Raw genomic sequence first — 15,372 nt, 5'->3', positions numbered from 1 at the left:
GCTGCCTGTGGAAAGGAGCTCCCTGAATGGAAAAAAAAGCAGGAAAAAATTTCAAAAAAATTCCCCATGAACTGGACAGGTTGGAGCAATACTTCAAAGAAAGGGTAGGGCTTGGGACAAGCTTTGATATCGGCCAGAGAAAATTGGTTATATTGAAGACCAATGTGCAATTGTATTACGTAAACGGTCTTTGCGAGTCGTTATATATCATTCAATTAGTTAAAGAGCTTGTCAATTTGAATGAACATGAACGGCCGTCCAAAAATGTTTTTGAAATTATCCGGAACAGGCTTATCCACGAATCGGTTGAAGTTGTAAAGACTATTGATGAGATGGCTGACCAGGTATTGTCCGGGCTGTTGGCAATCGTTGTGGAGGGCGAGGAGTGCGCTCTGATTATCGATGTACGCAACTATCCCGGAAGACAGCCGGAGGAACCAGATACTGAGAAAGTTGTCAGGGGGTCGCGGGATGGCTATGTGGAGAACATTGTTCTCAACACCGCGTTGACAAGAAGAAGGATAAGGGATGAGAATTTAAGATTTGAAATGTTTAAAGTGGGCGAACGCTCAAAAACGGATATTGCGATCGGCTATATCGATGGTGTGGCAAACCCGCAGTTGGTTGAAACGATCAGGAAGGAAATTTCCAGCATCGATATCGACGGAATCTCCATGGCTGATAAGACGGTAGAAGAGTATTTAATGAAGCAGGGATATAATCCTTACCCCCTTGTCCGGTATACGGAAAGGGCAGATGTTGGAGCCGTCCACCTTTTGGAAGGCCACGTACTGATCTTCATTGACACTTCCCCCAGCGTGATGATCACGCCGGCTACTTTTTTCCACCATGTCCAGCACGCTGAAGAATACCGCCAGTCTTCCGCTGTGGGGACATTTGTGAGATGGACAAGGTTTCTTGGAATTTGGGCTTCCATATTTTTATTGCCGCTATGGTTTCTATTCGTATTGGAACCTTCCCTTCTTCCTGAAAAGCTTGCTTATATAGGACCGAATAAAGAATCCGACGTTCCTTTGATCATTCAATTGCTGATTGCCGATCTGGGAATAGAATTTTTAAGAATTGCAGCCATCCATACCCCCACCCCGTTATCGACGGCGATGGGTTTGATTGCAGCCGTTTTGATTGGACAGATTGCTGTAGATGTCGGACTGTTCCATTCCGAAGTGATCCTGTATGTTTCGATTGCGGCGATTGGAACGTTTTCTACTCCCAGCTACGAATTGAGTGTTGCGAATAAAATCTTCCGAATGATTTTGTTGATTGCCGTTGCCCTGTTTAAAGTGCCGGGATTCATCGTAGGGTGTACAGTTTATATGTTGTATCTGATATCGTTGCGACCGCTAAACGCGCCATACATGTGGCCGTTCATCCCATTCAATCCGATTGCCTTTATCCAGGTGCTCATTCGGAGGCCGGTTCCGGGAAGCAAGCTTCGGCCGAGCATCGTCCATCCCCGCAACAGATTCCGGCAGCCGGAGAACAAGCCGTGACATCCCGTTGCTAAAAGACATAAAATATGATAAAGTAGTGCTTACTTATTTTTTGATTTTTGTTTATTTGGTGAAGCAATCGGTGACATCCGGTTGCTTTATTATTATAGATATCCGTTTGGAGGGAAAGAGATGTACTTACATGGAACCGCATCAATCAATGATGAAGGCCATCTTGAAATTGGCGGATGCGACACAGTGGAATTGGTTGAAAAATATGGCACCCCTTTATACGTTTACGATGTAGAATTGATCAGGACTCGTGCGCGTTCTTTTAAAAAGATGTTTGAAAAGCATGGGGTCGATGCGCAGGTCGCCTATGCAAGCAAAGCCTTCTCGTCCATCGCGATGCTTCAGCTTGTCCATGAAGAGGGCCTTTCCCTGGATGTGGTCTCCGGCGGGGAGCTGTACACGGCTATTGCTGCCAGATTCCCTGTAGAAAAAATCCATTTTCATGGAAACAACAAAAGTGAAGAAGAACTGGAAATGGCGTTGGATCACAATATCGGCTGCATTGTTGTTGATAATTTCCATGAACTTCATATGCTCCATCATCTGTGCCAGGAAAGAAAGCAAAACGTTCATATATTGCTCCGTGTGACCCCTGGAATTGAGGCCCATACTCATGATTATATCCTCACAGGGCAGGAAGATTCGAAATTTGGGTTTGATCTGGAAAACGGCCAGGCCGAGACTGCACTTGCTGTCTGCTTGGATAGCGAGTATCTGAATTTGCTGGGGATCCATTGTCACATCGGATCACAAATCTTTGAAACTTCCGGATTTAAGCTTGCTGCAAGAAAAGTTTTGGAAAAATTAAGCCTATGGAATGACGAATATGGTTTTATCTCCCGGGTTCTAAACCTTGGAGGCGGATTTGGCATCCGTTATACAGAAGAGGATACACCCCTTTCGCCTGAACAGTATGTCGAAGAAATGATATTTGAAGTGAGAAAAGAAACAGAGCGTTTGTCGCTGCCGATGCCTGAAATTTGGATTGAGCCCGGCAGGTCGCTAGTAGGAGAGGCGGGCACAACCCTATATTCGATCGGTTCCAGGAAAGATGTCCCGAATGTAAGAAAGTATGTGGCGGTTGACGGCGGTATGACTGACAATATCAGGCCGGCTTTATACGACGCCAAATACGAAGCGGTACTTGCAAACAGGCCGCTTGACAAGCATGATGAAGTAGTATCGATCGCTGGCAAATGCTGTGAAACAGGCGACATGCTTATATGGGACCTGCCGCTCCCCGAACCGGGAACAAATGATATTTTGGCTGTTTTCTGTACCGGAGCATATGGCTACTCCATGGCGAACAATTATAATCGTATTCCCAGGCCCCCGGTTGTATTCGTGGAAAATGGAAAAAGCCGCGCTGTGATCAAAAGGGAATCATATGAGGATCTCGTCCGGCTGGATGTCCCGCTTAGTGAAAAGTCAACTATTTAAGGTTTCAAAACGGACAAACATTTGCGTTAAACGGTGAATACCGGTAAAATGGTCGGTGTTGGATTAAATGTTATAATATTTAAAACTGATCATCATTATTGGCGGGAGTGTTTGTTATTGCGCAATAACAACGTTATTTTGTTTATTGTCCTTTTTGCCCTGGCGTTCGTATGGGGATTGATTTATTGGCTTTTTATTGTGCCAAATAAATAAAATACTATTCGAAAAGTGATGAGGGGTAAATGATGTTAATTCGCTATAAAAAAGCCTTTGAAAAAATTGCAATGGGCCTTCTTTCGTTCATGCCGAATGAAAAAGACCTGAAGAAGCTGCAGCAAACGATGAAACAATATGAAGAAGGCGAAAATTGGCAGCTTTACCTGTGGAAAGCAGAAGATGATATCATTGGACTGGTTGGTGCCATTATTGAAGAGGATACAATCAGGATCCAGCATATTTGTGTCACTCCTTCTCACCGGCATGAAGGAATAGGACAGAGTATGGTAAAAGCATTAAAACAGCTCCATGCGGACAAAAAGCTGTGTCCAAACGAAGATACATCGGCATTTTTTGAAAAATGCTGTTTGAATGAAGAAAACCCGGACGAATAATTCTCCGGGTTTTACTATTGCTGCTTAGAAATTATAAAATGCTCAGGTTGTTAGTAACTTATTTGTCACTTAGTGCTGCGTCCGGCTCCAGCGCCTATCGACTAGCAGACTTCACGCTTCTTCCTACGATAAGTCAACATCGCTCCGCTCCGCTGCGCGTGTTTCCTTTATCTCGTCAGAAGCGCTCCAGTCTGTACGTCGATAAACAGGCGCTTCCGCCTTTGTTCTTATTTAAAGGCTTTTTCAAGGCGGTTTTTTGTCAACGGACGTTTCCTGGCAATATGCTTATGGATGATGTATTCATTGAGATCATCCTTGCCGCCCCATTCAAATCCGAGGGATCGTACACGTTCCTTGCAAACGGCCAATAATTCGGAATCCTGTATAGGAAGGCTGATGGGCTGATAGGGCGCCCCCAGCTGCATATCCCGGCAACTCCTGATCAGGATCGACAGCAGGTGCTCGTAGCTGATTCCTAAAGAATGAACCTCGGCCCTTTTTTTATTTAAAATTTCAATGGCTTTTTCCATCATCTTGACGGCACCTTTTTTGTTTCCCCGGCGGTAATGGTAAAAACTTACGGCGATTTGGATCAAGCCGATCCATACAGAGTTTTTTTCCATTCCGCTCTTCTTCCAATGCTCTTCGAGAACTTCATGACATTCAAAAAAATCTCTGTCCCCATGAAAATGGGAGAGAAATTCAATATATGGTAAAGGAAAAATCAACAGTGGTGCTCCTTCCGATTCAATAGCTTCATAACACAGTGTAACATATACAAGGGTGGCTTATCTAAAAAATAGTGACCACACCAGGAGGAAAGTATTGTATGATGATAAGGTAGAAATATCAATGTTTATGTCGAAATTGGTGATATTTTATGTCTTACCAAATTAAAACAGAAGTGTTCGAAGGCCCATTGGATCTCCTGCTGCATTTGATCAAACGGATGGAAATTGATATATATGATATTCCAATGGCGGAGATCACGGATCAGTATCTTTTATATATACATACGATGGCTGAGCTTGAGCTTGATCATGCAAGCGAATATCTTGTCATGTCGGCCACGCTGCTGTCAATAAAAAGTAAAATGCTCCTTCCGCAAAATGAAGAGGCTCAGGAAGAGGAGCTGCCTAATGAAGATGAAGATCCGCGGACGGAATTGGTCGAACAGCTGATCGAATATAAAAGATTCAAAGAAGCTGCGTTGCTTTTCCAACAAAAGGAAAGTGCGAGAAGCGAGATTTTTACAAAGCCTCCCAGCGACCTTTCCCAGTTTGCTGGTGAACTTCCCAAGGCCCAGGCATCTACAGTGACGGTTTACGATATGATTGGCGCGTATCATAAACTTTTAAGGAGAAAAAGAATTAAACAACCATTGACCGCCAAAGTGGCCAGGCCCAAAATAACGATTCAACAACGGATGGATGAATTAATGGCAGCACTTGAAAAAAGTGAAGCAAGGCTCAGTTTTTCCTCCTTTTTCTATGTCCCTGATAAGGAGTTCATCATTATTACTTTTCTGGCCATGCTGGAATTGATGAAATCCAATGCCATTATTGTATCGCAAAATCATAATTTCGATGAAATTTATTTATCAGCAAGAGAGGAGCCATTAATACTTGAAAGCAGTTAATTTAAAAGCAGCACTGGAAAGTCTGCTCTTTGCTGCGGGGGATGAAGGGTTGACTCCAAAGCAGATTGGAACAGCACTTGATATATCTGAGACGGAAGCGGACAGATTAATTGAAGATCTACGTGATGAATATGAATCGGATGAAAATAGGGGCCTTACGATCGCCAATCTTGCCGGTACGTGCCAGCTTGTGACCAAAAGAAAATTTTCTTTTGTCCTGCAAAAACTTGTGGAGAACACCCAAACAGATTCCATTTCCCAGGCGGCATTAGAGACTTTGGCAATTATTGCTTACAAGCAGCCAATTACAAGGGTGGAAATTGAGGAAATCCGCGGGGTGAAGACGGAACGTCCGCTCCGAACTCTTTTGGCGAAAGGCTTAATCAGGGAAGCGGGAAGACGGGAAGGAATAGGCAGGGCCATTTTATACGCCACCACCCGGGAGTTTCTCGACTATTTCGGATTGAGGGATATAAAAGAACTGCCGCCATTGCCAGAGCCGGCCAAGCAAAAGCCGGAGCTTGCAGAAGCGGGCCCTCTCTATGATTTAAGAGCTGGTACAAGCGAATAAATTTATTAAATGGCTCCCGAAAGGGGGCTATTTTTTTACAAGTAAAAAAAGTATAACTTGCTTAGAAAAAATTTATTCAAAAGAAGCTATTCTTTGTCCAGCTCCAGCGCCTAGCCCCTCGAGGTCACAAGCCGCTTCCCTGTGGTGGCTGAAGAACTGCCTCCTCGGGAATCGTCTTGTTTGCCCACGCTGATCGAGGCGCTTCCGTTTTTTTTATCATATCGACCCGTTCGATGCATAGACTTGTACAAACGTACGAGAGGGGCGGGAGGATGTCGTCTTTGAAAGGTTTTTTGGTCATTATCATCATAAGTGCAATATTGCTTTCCGCCTTTTCGCAAAAAGAAGATCCGGATTTGCCAGTGAGCGCCTCCAGTGCTGTTTTGATGGAGCAGAAGACAGGCAGGGTCCTCTTTGAAAAAAACCCGCACGAAGTCCGTAGAATTGCCTCGATTACAAAAATAATGACAGCCATACTCGCCATTGAATCCGGAAAAATGGACGATACCGTGAAGGTCAGCCGCTCAGCGGCTTATGCGGAAGGCTCATCCATCTATCTCGTCCCGGGAGAAAAAATTAAATTAAGGGATCTGGTTTACGGGTTGATGCTTCGCTCCGGCAACGATGCAGCAAATGCCATTGCGGAGCATGTGGGGGGCAGCATGGAGGGGTTTGTCTTCATGATGAATCAAAAAGCGAGAGAAATCGGCATGACGAATACCGTTTTTTCCAATCCTTCTGGATTGGACGGTCGTGAAAAGCATTATTCAACGGCTTATGATATGGCCCTTCTCATGCGCTATGCGATGCATGACGAAACATTCCGCACCATATCCGGTACAAAAGTATATTCCTTTGAACGCGAAGACCGTTCGCAGCATTGGAAAAATAAGAACAGGCTGCTGACCGAAAAATACAAATATGCCACCGGCGGGAAAACCGGATATACGAAAAGGGCCGGCAGGACGCTTGTCACAACAGCCTCGAAAAAGGACAAGGATATGATTGCAGTCACACTGAATGCCTCTGATGACTGGAATGACCATATATTCATGTATGAGTACGGTTTTGGCCATTTTAAAATGATGAAAATTTTGCCTGAAGGCCCATTGAAGGATGTGCAGCCGTTTAAAGGAAAAAGGACGTTATTTATAGAGGATCCGGTGTATTATCCCTTGATGAAAGAAGAATACCAGGATGTACGCGTTCGTTACAGGCTGCTTTCCCCCAAGGACATGAGAAAAACGAAAGATGGCGAGGTGGGCAGGGCTGTCATTTATTTACAGGATCAAGCTGTCCGCAAAATACCGGTTTATATAACAGAGGAAGAAAAGCAGGAAAAAGTGTCGTGGAAGAAAAAACTGAAGGCCCTGTTTTTTGGGCGGACAGGGGTCATATTGCCATGATCAATATTATTTGGGTTGCAATGACAGTGATCGGGCTCATCTTTGCTGCAGCAAACGGGAAGATGAAAGAAGTGAATGAAGCGATTTTCGCTTCAGCCAACGAGGCGGTAACGCTTTGTATCGGATTGATCAGCGTGCTCGTTTTTTGGCTTGGTATGATGCGGATTGCGCAGGATGCCGGTTTGCTTCAAAAACTATCCAATTTATTCAAGCCTATTATATTGAAACTTTTTCCGGATGTTCCGGGCGATCATCCGGCGGTCGGCTATATTTTGTCCAATATCATTGCCAATATGTTTGGCCTTGGGAATGCTGCCACTCCGCTTGGAATTAAGGCGATGGAACAGTTGAAGGCATTGAATGGCGGCAAGTCTACAGCAAGCAGGTCGATGATTACTTTCCTTGCATTGAATACTTCCGGGCTGACTTTAATACCGACAACCGTGATCGCCATCAGGATGAACTACAATTCCTCCGGTCCGACAGACATTGTAGGGCCTACATTGGTTGCGACCATTTGCGCCACTGCCGGTGCTATCATCTTCGACAGATATTTTTACTATCGCCGGGCCAAAAAGGGAGATAAATGACAATGCAAATGATCTCTGTTATTTCGCTATGGATTGTTCCGGTCATCATAGCCTATATTTTGCTTTACGGAACATGGAAGAAAGTTCCAACTTATGAGTCTTTTGTTGAAGGGGGTAAAGAGGGCATCAAGATCGCTGTTTCCATCATTCCTTTTTTGGTTGGAATGCTCGTTGCCATCACCGTATTCAGGGCTTCAGGCGCAATGGATTTTTTCATAGGACTCGCAAAGCCCATCCTGAATCAAATCGGCGTGCCTGCAGAAGTTGTGCCGCTTGCCCTTATAAGGCCGATTTCCGGAACAGCTGCTTTGGGGTTGATGAGTGATATCATATCGGTACACGGACCGGACTCTCTGATCGGACGGATGGCTTCCACTATACAGGGAAGCACCGATACAACGTTCTATGTTTTGACGGTCTATTTTGGGGCAGTGGGAATCAAAAAAATGGGAGATGCCATCAAAGTCGGCCTGCTTGCGGACTTCATAGGCATATCGGCAGCAATCCTCATTGTAACCATTATGTTCGGCTTATAAGTCGGGCGTTTTTTTTTGCTTAAAAAATCTGTATTCCTAAAAAAATTTTGTCCAAAAGCTAAGATTCTTTGATTTTCCATTCTTGTGTGCAATAATTCATACAGAAAACGCATCCTTGAGGTGAGAGAATGGAAAGATTGCAAAAGGTCATCGCTCAGGCTGGAGTAGCCTCGCGCCGAAATGCCGAGAAACTGATCGCTGACGGAAAAGTGAAAGTGAATGGCCAGGTTGTGACCGAGTTGGGTACGAAAGTGGCCGTAACGGATAAAATAGAGGTGAATGGCGTTCCGCTTGTAGAAGAAGAGAAAAAATACTTTTTATTTTATAAGCCGCGGGGGGTTATCAGTGCTGTAAAAGATGATAAAAACCGAAAAGTTGTCACAGACTATTTTGCACAAATTCCCGAAAGAGTGTATCCTGTCGGACGTCTTGACTATGATACGTCCGGACTCCTGTTATTGTCCAATGACGGCGAATTTACTCATCTGTTGACGCATCCGCGGCATGAAATCAAGAAAACCTATGTTGCCAAGGTAAAAGGGATCCCTGAACGTGAAGCACTAAAAAAATTGGAAAGAGGAATTCTCCTTGAAGACGGCAAAACGGCCCCGGCAAAGGTGAAGCTTCAAACTGTGGACAAAAGAAAGAACAGTGCCATCGTGGAGCTTACCATCCATGAGGGAAGAAACAGGCAGGTCCGGAGAATGTTGGAAGCGATAGGACATCCTGTTTTAAAGCTTAAACGGGAACAGCTTGCTTTTCTCAATCTTCATGGTTTAAATGCAGGAGAATACAGGGAATTGACTCCCCATGAGGTAAAAAAGTTGAAAGTTCTTGCCCAAACAGGGCAATGATGGTGATAGGACTTTTAGTCAGTTTTCACATAACCTTCATATGAAAATCCTGAACCGAACTTTTATAGTGATATAATGTATGTCGAATATCTGTGCTCCAAGGAGGTTTGTTTCATTCAAATGGCTGCAAAAAAGAAGCGGCGTCTGGTCATCAGAACTGTCATTTTAACAGTAATGACCGCTGCTGTCATTTATACTTTATATGCAAACTTTACGAAGGAATCAAGATCAAAAGTTTCAGCAGGTGACAGGGCCCCGGATTTTGTTCTGGAAGATCTTAATGGGGATAAGCATCAATTGTCCAGCTATAAGGGCAAAGGCGTATTTCTGAACTTTTGGGGTACATGGTGCAAGCCGTGTGAACGGGAAATGCCTTATATGAACAACCAATATAAGGAATTCAAAGATCAGGGTGTTGAAATATTGGCAGTAAATGTCGGGGAACCTGAATTTTTAATTAATAAGTTTGTGGAGAAACACGGTTTGGATTTTCCGATTTTAAAAGATAAAAACAAAGATATCATGAACATGTACGGTGTCTTCAACTTGCCTGCCACCCTCTTGGTAAATCCGCAAGGGGAGGTTATAAAAGTCGAGGAAGGCGAATTGACAGAGCAAAAGATCAGGGAAATGATGGAGAGTATTAAACCTGCTAAGGGGAGCTAGTTATATATGAATGAAGTGAAATGTGTCTGCGGCCACGTAAATCCGCATGGAACCATCTTGTGTGAATCTTGCGGCCGTGCCCTCACTGAGGAGGCAAAGCGTGAAAATCTCCATGACATGCGTTATGAGGGGAGCGCACGCCGGTCACAAACATATAACAGGACATTTATCGACAAAACCTGGAACTTTTTTTCCTCGGTTAAAGTAGGGATTTGGCTGATCGTCATCACACTCATTGCTTCGGCGTTCGGAACCATTTTCCCCCAGGTGATGTACATACCGCCAAATGCCGATCCGGCACAATATTATGCTGATGAGTACGGCGTTTTCGGCCAAATATATTATTGGCTTGGCTTTCATGATTTATACAGTTCCTGGTGGTACCTGCTGCTGATCGCTTCCATTGGAGTTTCACTCGTCATTTGCAGTCTGGACAGGGTGATTCCTCTTTACAGGGCATTGAAAAACCAGCGGGTGGATCGGCATGAAGGCTTTTTGAAAAGGCAGCGTCTTTTTAACCGCAAGGAAATAAATATTTCGGATGGGGATATTGAAAAATTCAAAAAAGGCCTTAAGGATAAAAAATATAATATCCGGGAAAAAGACGGAAGCATCCTTGCCGAAAAAGGAAGGTTCTCAAGGTGGGGTCCCTACGTTAACCATATCGGGCTGATCATATTCCTGATTGGCGGAATGCTGCGGTTTGTACCCGGAATGTATGTGGACGAAGTGCTTTGGCTCCGTGATGGGGAAACGAAAACAATCCCCGGGACCAACAACGAATATGTTTTGGAAAACAAAAAATTCACTGTTGAATTTTACGATAAGGAAAAAGATAAGGAAGTCTACAATTCAGCACTGGAGAAAGCCGGCCCGGTCGTGAAAGAATTTCAATCCGACGTAGTCCTTTACAAACGTGATCCCGAACAGACCCTTGGATCCGAAAGTGATCTTGTCGAGAAGAAAAAGGCGAAAATACGTGTAAATGAGCCGCTGAAATTCGATCATTTTGCCGTTTATCAGACGAGCTACAGGGAAGATGAATTTCAATCAATGACGTTTACCCTTATGAACAAGAAGCAGGAAAAGGGTTACGGAGAAGTGACGATCGATCTGTTTGATCCAAAGGACAGCTACGATTTGGGGAATGGATATAAGGTAGAACTGATCGGCTATTATCCGGATTTCTCGGGCTTTGCCGAGAATGGGGAGCCCCAGACAAAATCACCAAATCCAAACAACCCTGCCTTTGTATTTAACATGATTTCTCCGGAACACCCTGAGGGGGAAGTCAGCTTTACAGCCATCAGGCAGACGGTGGAACCGCTGGGGGAAACCGATTATAAAATGGCTTTCAAGGGCATTGATACAAGAAATGCAACTGCACTCACTGTCAGAAAAGACATGACCCTGTGGATTTTGGGTGTCGGTGGCGCCATCTTTATGATAGGTGTCATTCAAGGCTCGTTCTGGATGCACCGGAGGATCTGGCTTCAGCGCAAAGACGGCGAAATTTTAATTGCCGGACATACGAATAAAAACTGGCATGGTTTGAAAAAAGATATATCTGATCTTATTAAAGATACTTCTATACCAGATGTCATAGACCAGACCGGAGAAAATAAAGGAAAAGAAAGTGGGAATACATGATGACAGGACTCGTCCAAATAAGCAGCAATTTGCTATATGCTTCACTTATTTTATATCTTGTTGCAACCTTCCTTTTCAGCGGAGCGATTCGCGATAAAAGGGGGAGGGAAAAGCAGACGGGTGTTAACCGCTGGGGAGTGCTCGCAATCTTTGCAACAATGATCGGCTTCATATCCCAGATTGGTTATTTCATTACAAGGTGGATTGCAGCCGGACATGCACCTGTCAGTAACCTTTTCGAATTTACAACTTTTTTCGGGATGATGATTGTTGCTGCGTTCATTCTCCTATTCTTTATTTATAAGCTGAATGTGCTTGGGTTGTTTGCATTGCCGACCGCTTTTCTTTTAATCGCTTATGGGAGCATGTTTCCCAGGGAAGTCACACCGCTTATTCCCGCATTGAAAAGTGACTGGCTGCATATTCATGTCACAACAGCGGCAGCAGGCCAGGCTATTCTGTCTATCAGCTTTGTGGCCGGCATTATTTATCTGCTAAAATCTGTTGACCCTACAGTAAAGGATAAAAGATCTTTTTGGCTTGAAGTGATCATGTACTGTGTTGTCGCGACTATCGCTTTTATCATTATTTCAACATCGTTCAGTTTAGCCCATTATAATGCAGATTTCGCCTGGGTGGATAAAAATGGCCGGCCGGCTGAAGCAAATTATCAGATGCCCGCCCTTGTGGGCCCGCATGAAGGCGAGCTGCTGACCAAGGACCGGATGAACCCGCTTGTAACCATGCCGGCTATCGTTAACGCAAAGAAATTGAACACCGTTATATGGACAGTAATTGCCGGCACAATACTTTACCTGCTGATTCGCCTTGTCACCAGGAAACGGGTAAGCCTGCTGTTAAAGCCGCTCGTCAAAAATGTCAACCTTGATCTTGTCGACGAGATCGGGTACAGGTCTGTCTTGATTGGCTTCCCGGTATTTACGCTTGGCGGTCTCATTTTTGCCATGATTTGGGCACAGATTGCCTGGACGAGGTTCTGGGGATGGGATCCTAAGGAAGTATGGGCACTGATCACATTCCTCTTCTATGCCGCATTTCTTCATTTGCGGCTATCAAGGGGATGGCACGGGGAAAGATCTGCGTGGCTTGCAGTCGTCGGGATTGCAATCATCATTTTCAACTTGGTGTTCGTCAACTTGATCATCGCGGGCCTTCATTCCTATGCATGATTAAGTGCGGAATTTGGTGCTCAAAGCCCTCACTCTTTAGGTGTGGGCGTTTTTCTTATACAATAGTAAGTAAGTACGCTAAGATGAAGGCAAGGGGGAAAGAAAAATGGAACAAGAAGTCAAAATTTTGGTTGTAGATGATGAAGACCGCATCCGCAGATTATTAAAAATGTATCTTGAACGTGAAAACTATATAATCGATGAGGCGGCGGATGGTGAAGAGGCGCTCGAGATGGCGTTGAATAATGACTATCACTGTATTTTGCTTGATCTAATGATGCCGAAAAAAGACGGAATTGAAGTTTGCAAAGAGCTTCGCGAAGAAAAAGCGACTCCCATCATCATGCTGACTGCAAAAGGAGAAGAAGCAAACAGGGTCCAAGGCTTTGAAGTGGGGGCTGATGATTACATTGTCAAGCCGTTCAGCCCAAGAGAAGTTGTCTTGAGGGTGAAGGCGGTGCTGAGAAGATCTTCGCAGACAAGCTTTCTCCAGACTGACCCGACAGCACGCGATATTATTGTCTATCCGCATTTGTCGATCGACCATGATGCCCATAGAGTTACCGCCGACGGCAAAGAAGTGAATCTGACGCCGAAAGAATATGAGCTACTTCACTTTTTGGCCAAATCACCTGACAAGGTATTTGACCGCGAGCATTTATTAAAAGAAGTTTGGCAATATGAATTTTTTGGCGACTTGAGAACAGTGGACACTCACATAAAGAGATTGCGTGAGAAGTTGAATCGCGTCTCGGAAAAAGCAGCAGGAATGATTGTCACTGTTTGGGGAGTCGGTTATAAATTTGAGGCAGGCAATGAATGAGACTTTGGCGCAGCGTTGTCGGGAAGCTATGGATGACCATTCTGCTGCTGGTCTCCTTTGTTTTAATCATTCTTACCATTTTACTGATACAGTTTTTTGAAAAATATCATGTAGACCAAATTGAACAAAGTTTATCAGATACAGCTGAAAAAATATCGGGGATCATTGAATCTCATCGAAATGACGGACTTGGAGAGGAAATTGTCTTTGAAATCGTGGACGATCCCATGGCAGTTGCTATTGCATACGATAAAGAGCGGTTTCATTATTCTCCCGACACAAATGAAAGCAACAAGATCCCCCCGTACGTATTTTTAAACGATAAAGAATTGGGCAAGGTATTCACTGAACAGAAAGTGATCAAGAAAGAACTGTCGATGTCTGATGTTCATGACCCCGGAAGCAGGTTTAAAAACTACATCGTGGCCGGTGTACCGCTGCACCTGAACGATAATGAGACTGGCGCCATTTTTATATACCAGTCGTTGGGAGTATTGAAAGAAACAACGAAGCAGACAGCTAATCTCATATTGCTGGCTGCCGGAATAGCGATTGTTTTGACGACCTTTTTCGCTTTCTTCTTATCTACCAGGATCACCGCGCCGCTGCGTAAAATGAAAGAAGCCGCATTAGAATTGTCAAAAGGGAACTTTGATACGAGAATTCCGTTCCTGAGCCATGATGAAATCGGGGAATTGGCCATCGCTTTCAATCAAATGGGTAAACGCCTGAAATTCAATATGAACGTTTTAAGGCAGGAGAAGGAACAGCTGACCAATATTTTAAGCAGTATGGCAGATGGAGTGATGACGTTCAGCCGTGATGGCACAATTTTGATCACGAACCCGCCGGCTGAAAGATTTTTGCAGCAGTGGCCTATTGACGGCAGTGAATCGAATGGCCCGATTCCACCTGAAATGGCGGAGCTTTTGGGACAGGCGGTAGCTGATGAAAAAGAACATACGGGTGAACTGTCGATTCAGGGACGGTATTATGTTGTGATTGTCAGCCCATTGTACACGCATGATCAAAAAAGCGTCCGCGGGGCAGTGGCTGTAATAAGGGACATGACAGAGGAACGCCAGTTGGATAAACTAAGAATTGACTTTGTTGCAAACGTGTCACATGAACTCCGTACCCCTATTGCGATGCTTCAGGGGTACAGTGAGGCAATCATAGATGATATTGCAGGATCCGAAGAGGAAAAGCAGGAAATCATTAAAATCATTTATGACGAATCACTGAGGATTGGGCGCCTCGTCAATGAACTGCTTGATTTGGCAAGAATGGAAGCGGGCCATATCACTCTGAATTTCGAAGAAGTGGATGTCGGTGCATTTGTCGATAGGATCACCTCTAAATTTCAAACAATCGCACGTGACAATAATATTGAGCTGAAAAGCCATATTGAAAAAGAAGGTATCATGTTTTCGCTTGATCCCGACAAAATTGAGCAGGTGTTAACGAATCTGATAGATAATGCAATAAGATATACTCATGAAAATGGCAAAATAACAGTTACCCAGTCCGTTGTAAAAGGCGGAATCACGATATCGGTTGAAGATGATGGAACCGGGATACCAGAGGAGGATCTGCCATTTGTTTTTGAACGCTTTTACAAAGCGGACAAGGCCCGAACGAGAGGAAGGGCCGGTACGGGGCTCGGGCTGGCCATTGCCAAAAACATTGTCAATGCGCATCAAGGCCAGTTGACAGTGGCAAGCAAGCTTGGGGAAGGAACGACTTTTACTCTTTTTCTCCCAAATAGACAATGAAGAATAATGCAGAAGATTGGCGTCTAATCTTGTTTCATGCGTAACATATCGTAAAATAGAAGGAGCTGCATTTGATTGTCAAGTGCAGCTTTTAC

15 protein-coding genes are annotated in these 15,372 nt (G+C 44.3%); 14 read left to right on the top strand and 1 reads right to left on the bottom strand.

The window, feature by feature from the left end:
- The first annotated feature begins 26 nt into the window (after positions 1–26).
- The 3 genes from D4N35_RS00305 to D4N35_RS00295 all read left to right on the top strand — a co-directional run bounded on the left by D4N35_RS00305 (position 27) and on the right by D4N35_RS00295 (position 3,577).
- A complete protein-coding gene (locus D4N35_RS00305; protein ID WP_120068187.1) occupies positions 27–1,514 on the top strand; it encodes a spore germination protein in 1,488 nt (495 codons plus the stop codon).
- Positions 1,515–1,646: 132 nt separating this feature from the next.
- Complete coding sequence (gene lysA / locus D4N35_RS00300; protein WP_120068184.1) at positions 1,647–2,966, top strand: diaminopimelate decarboxylase; 1,320 nt, start codon at positions 1,647–1,649, stop codon at positions 2,964–2,966.
- A 245-nt stretch (positions 2,967–3,211) separates the two neighbouring features.
- A complete protein-coding gene (locus D4N35_RS00295) occupies positions 3,212–3,577 on the top strand; it encodes a GNAT family N-acetyltransferase (protein WP_120068181.1) in 366 nt (121 codons plus the stop codon).
- A 227-nt stretch (positions 3,578–3,804) separates the two neighbouring features.
- Here D4N35_RS00295 and D4N35_RS00290 read toward each other — a convergent pair whose 3' ends face one another.
- Positions 3,805–4,305 carry a DUF309 domain-containing protein gene (locus D4N35_RS00290; protein WP_235870244.1) on the bottom strand — a complete coding sequence of 167 codons (501 nt, stop codon included), beginning with the start codon at positions 4,303–4,305 and terminating at the stop codon, positions 3,805–3,807.
- A gap of 152 nt (positions 4,306–4,457) precedes the next feature.
- Between D4N35_RS00290 and D4N35_RS00285 the strand changes: the two genes are divergently transcribed.
- The 11 genes from D4N35_RS00285 (at position 4,458) to D4N35_RS00235 (ending at position 15,277) form a co-directional block, all read left to right on the top strand.
- Positions 4,458–5,216, top strand: a complete 759-nt coding sequence (locus D4N35_RS00285; RefSeq protein ID WP_120068177.1) for a segregation/condensation protein A — start codon at positions 4,458–4,460, stop codon at positions 5,214–5,216.
- The gene (gene scpB, locus D4N35_RS00280; protein WP_120068174.1) at positions 5,203–5,787 is read left to right on the top strand and encodes an SMC-Scp complex subunit ScpB; all 585 of its coding nucleotides are present in this window, start codon (positions 5,203–5,205) and stop codon (positions 5,785–5,787) included. The genes D4N35_RS00285 and scpB overlap by 14 nt, the downstream gene beginning before the upstream one ends.
- 272 nt (positions 5,788–6,059) lie before the next feature.
- On the top strand, positions 6,060–7,193 hold the full coding sequence (locus tag D4N35_RS00275) for a D-alanyl-D-alanine carboxypeptidase family protein (protein ID WP_120068170.1): 1,134 nt from the start codon (positions 6,060–6,062) through the stop codon (positions 7,191–7,193).
- Positions 7,190–7,783 (top strand): nucleoside recognition domain-containing protein, encoded by a 594-nt coding sequence (locus D4N35_RS00270; protein ID WP_120068167.1) that lies wholly within the window; start codon positions 7,190–7,192, stop codon positions 7,781–7,783. The genes D4N35_RS00275 and D4N35_RS00270 overlap by 4 nt, the downstream gene beginning before the upstream one ends.
- Before the next feature lie 2 nt (positions 7,784–7,785).
- Complete coding sequence (locus D4N35_RS00265) at positions 7,786–8,319, top strand: spore maturation protein (RefSeq protein ID WP_120068164.1); 534 nt, start codon at positions 7,786–7,788, stop codon at positions 8,317–8,319.
- 128 nt (positions 8,320–8,447) lie between these two features.
- Positions 8,448–9,173, top strand: a complete 726-nt coding sequence (locus tag D4N35_RS00260) for a pseudouridine synthase (protein WP_120068161.1) — start codon at positions 8,448–8,450, stop codon at positions 9,171–9,173.
- 120 nt (positions 9,174–9,293) lie between these two features.
- A complete protein-coding gene (gene resA, locus D4N35_RS00255; protein ID WP_120068158.1) occupies positions 9,294–9,839 on the top strand; it encodes a thiol-disulfide oxidoreductase ResA in 546 nt (181 codons plus the stop codon).
- A gap of 6 nt (positions 9,840–9,845) precedes the next feature.
- Positions 9,846–11,489, top strand: a complete 1,644-nt coding sequence (gene resB / locus D4N35_RS00250; protein WP_120068155.1) for a cytochrome c biogenesis protein ResB — start codon at positions 9,846–9,848, stop codon at positions 11,487–11,489.
- The gene (gene ccsB, locus D4N35_RS00245) at positions 11,486–12,679 is read left to right on the top strand and encodes a c-type cytochrome biogenesis protein CcsB (protein WP_120068152.1); all 1,194 of its coding nucleotides are present in this window, start codon (positions 11,486–11,488) and stop codon (positions 12,677–12,679) included. Before resB ends, ccsB begins: the two co-directional genes overlap by 4 nt.
- 106 nt (positions 12,680–12,785) lie before the next feature.
- The gene (locus D4N35_RS00240) at positions 12,786–13,502 is read left to right on the top strand and encodes a response regulator transcription factor (protein WP_120068149.1); all 717 of its coding nucleotides are present in this window, start codon (positions 12,786–12,788) and stop codon (positions 13,500–13,502) included.
- On the top strand, positions 13,499–15,277 hold the full coding sequence (locus tag D4N35_RS00235; protein ID WP_120068146.1) for an ATP-binding protein: 1,779 nt from the start codon (positions 13,499–13,501) through the stop codon (positions 15,275–15,277). The genes D4N35_RS00240 and D4N35_RS00235 overlap by 4 nt, the downstream gene beginning before the upstream one ends.
- Positions 15,278–15,372 lie beyond the last annotated feature (95 nt).

Origin of the sequence: Siminovitchia fortis, from assembly GCF_003605365.2 — a bacterium.
Classification (GTDB): domain Bacteria; phylum Bacillota; class Bacilli; order Bacillales; family Bacillaceae_C; genus Siminovitchia; species Siminovitchia fortis.
The sequence above is the reverse complement of the archived record's forward strand: the minus strand, read 5'-3'. Positions and strand labels throughout refer to the sequence as shown.

Excerpts from the sequence above, each read along its gene's own strand:
- D4N35_RS00235 (WP_120068146.1), top strand. The coding sequence starts at position 13,499 with ATGAGACTTTGGCGCAGCGTTGTCGGGAAGCTATGGATGACCATTCTG.
- D4N35_RS00285 (WP_120068177.1), top strand. The coding sequence starts at position 4,458 with ATGTCTTACCAAATTAAAACAGAAGTGTTCGAAGGCCCATTGGATCTC.
- D4N35_RS00270 (WP_120068167.1), top strand. The coding sequence starts at position 7,190 with ATGATCAATATTATTTGGGTTGCAATGACAGTGATCGGGCTCATCTTT.
- ccsB (WP_120068152.1), top strand. The coding sequence starts at position 11,486 with ATGATGACAGGACTCGTCCAAATAAGCAGCAATTTGCTATATGCTTCA.
- D4N35_RS00275 (WP_120068170.1), top strand. The coding sequence starts at position 6,060 with ATGTCGTCTTTGAAAGGTTTTTTGGTCATTATCATCATAAGTGCAATA.
- D4N35_RS00305 (WP_120068187.1), top strand. The coding sequence starts at position 27 with ATGGAAAAAAAAGCAGGAAAAAATTTCAAAAAAATTCCCCATGAACTG.
- D4N35_RS00295 (WP_120068181.1), top strand. The coding sequence starts at position 3,212 with ATGTTAATTCGCTATAAAAAAGCCTTTGAAAAAATTGCAATGGGCCTT.
- D4N35_RS00260 (WP_120068161.1), top strand. The coding sequence starts at position 8,448 with ATGGAAAGATTGCAAAAGGTCATCGCTCAGGCTGGAGTAGCCTCGCGC.
- resA (WP_120068158.1), top strand. The coding sequence starts at position 9,294 with ATGGCTGCAAAAAAGAAGCGGCGTCTGGTCATCAGAACTGTCATTTTA.
- D4N35_RS00265 (WP_120068164.1), top strand. The coding sequence starts at position 7,786 with ATGCAAATGATCTCTGTTATTTCGCTATGGATTGTTCCGGTCATCATA.
- resB (WP_120068155.1), top strand. The coding sequence starts at position 9,846 with ATGAATGAAGTGAAATGTGTCTGCGGCCACGTAAATCCGCATGGAACC.
- lysA (WP_120068184.1), top strand. The coding sequence starts at position 1,647 with ATGTACTTACATGGAACCGCATCAATCAATGATGAAGGCCATCTTGAA.
- D4N35_RS00240 (WP_120068149.1), top strand. The coding sequence starts at position 12,786 with ATGGAACAAGAAGTCAAAATTTTGGTTGTAGATGATGAAGACCGCATC.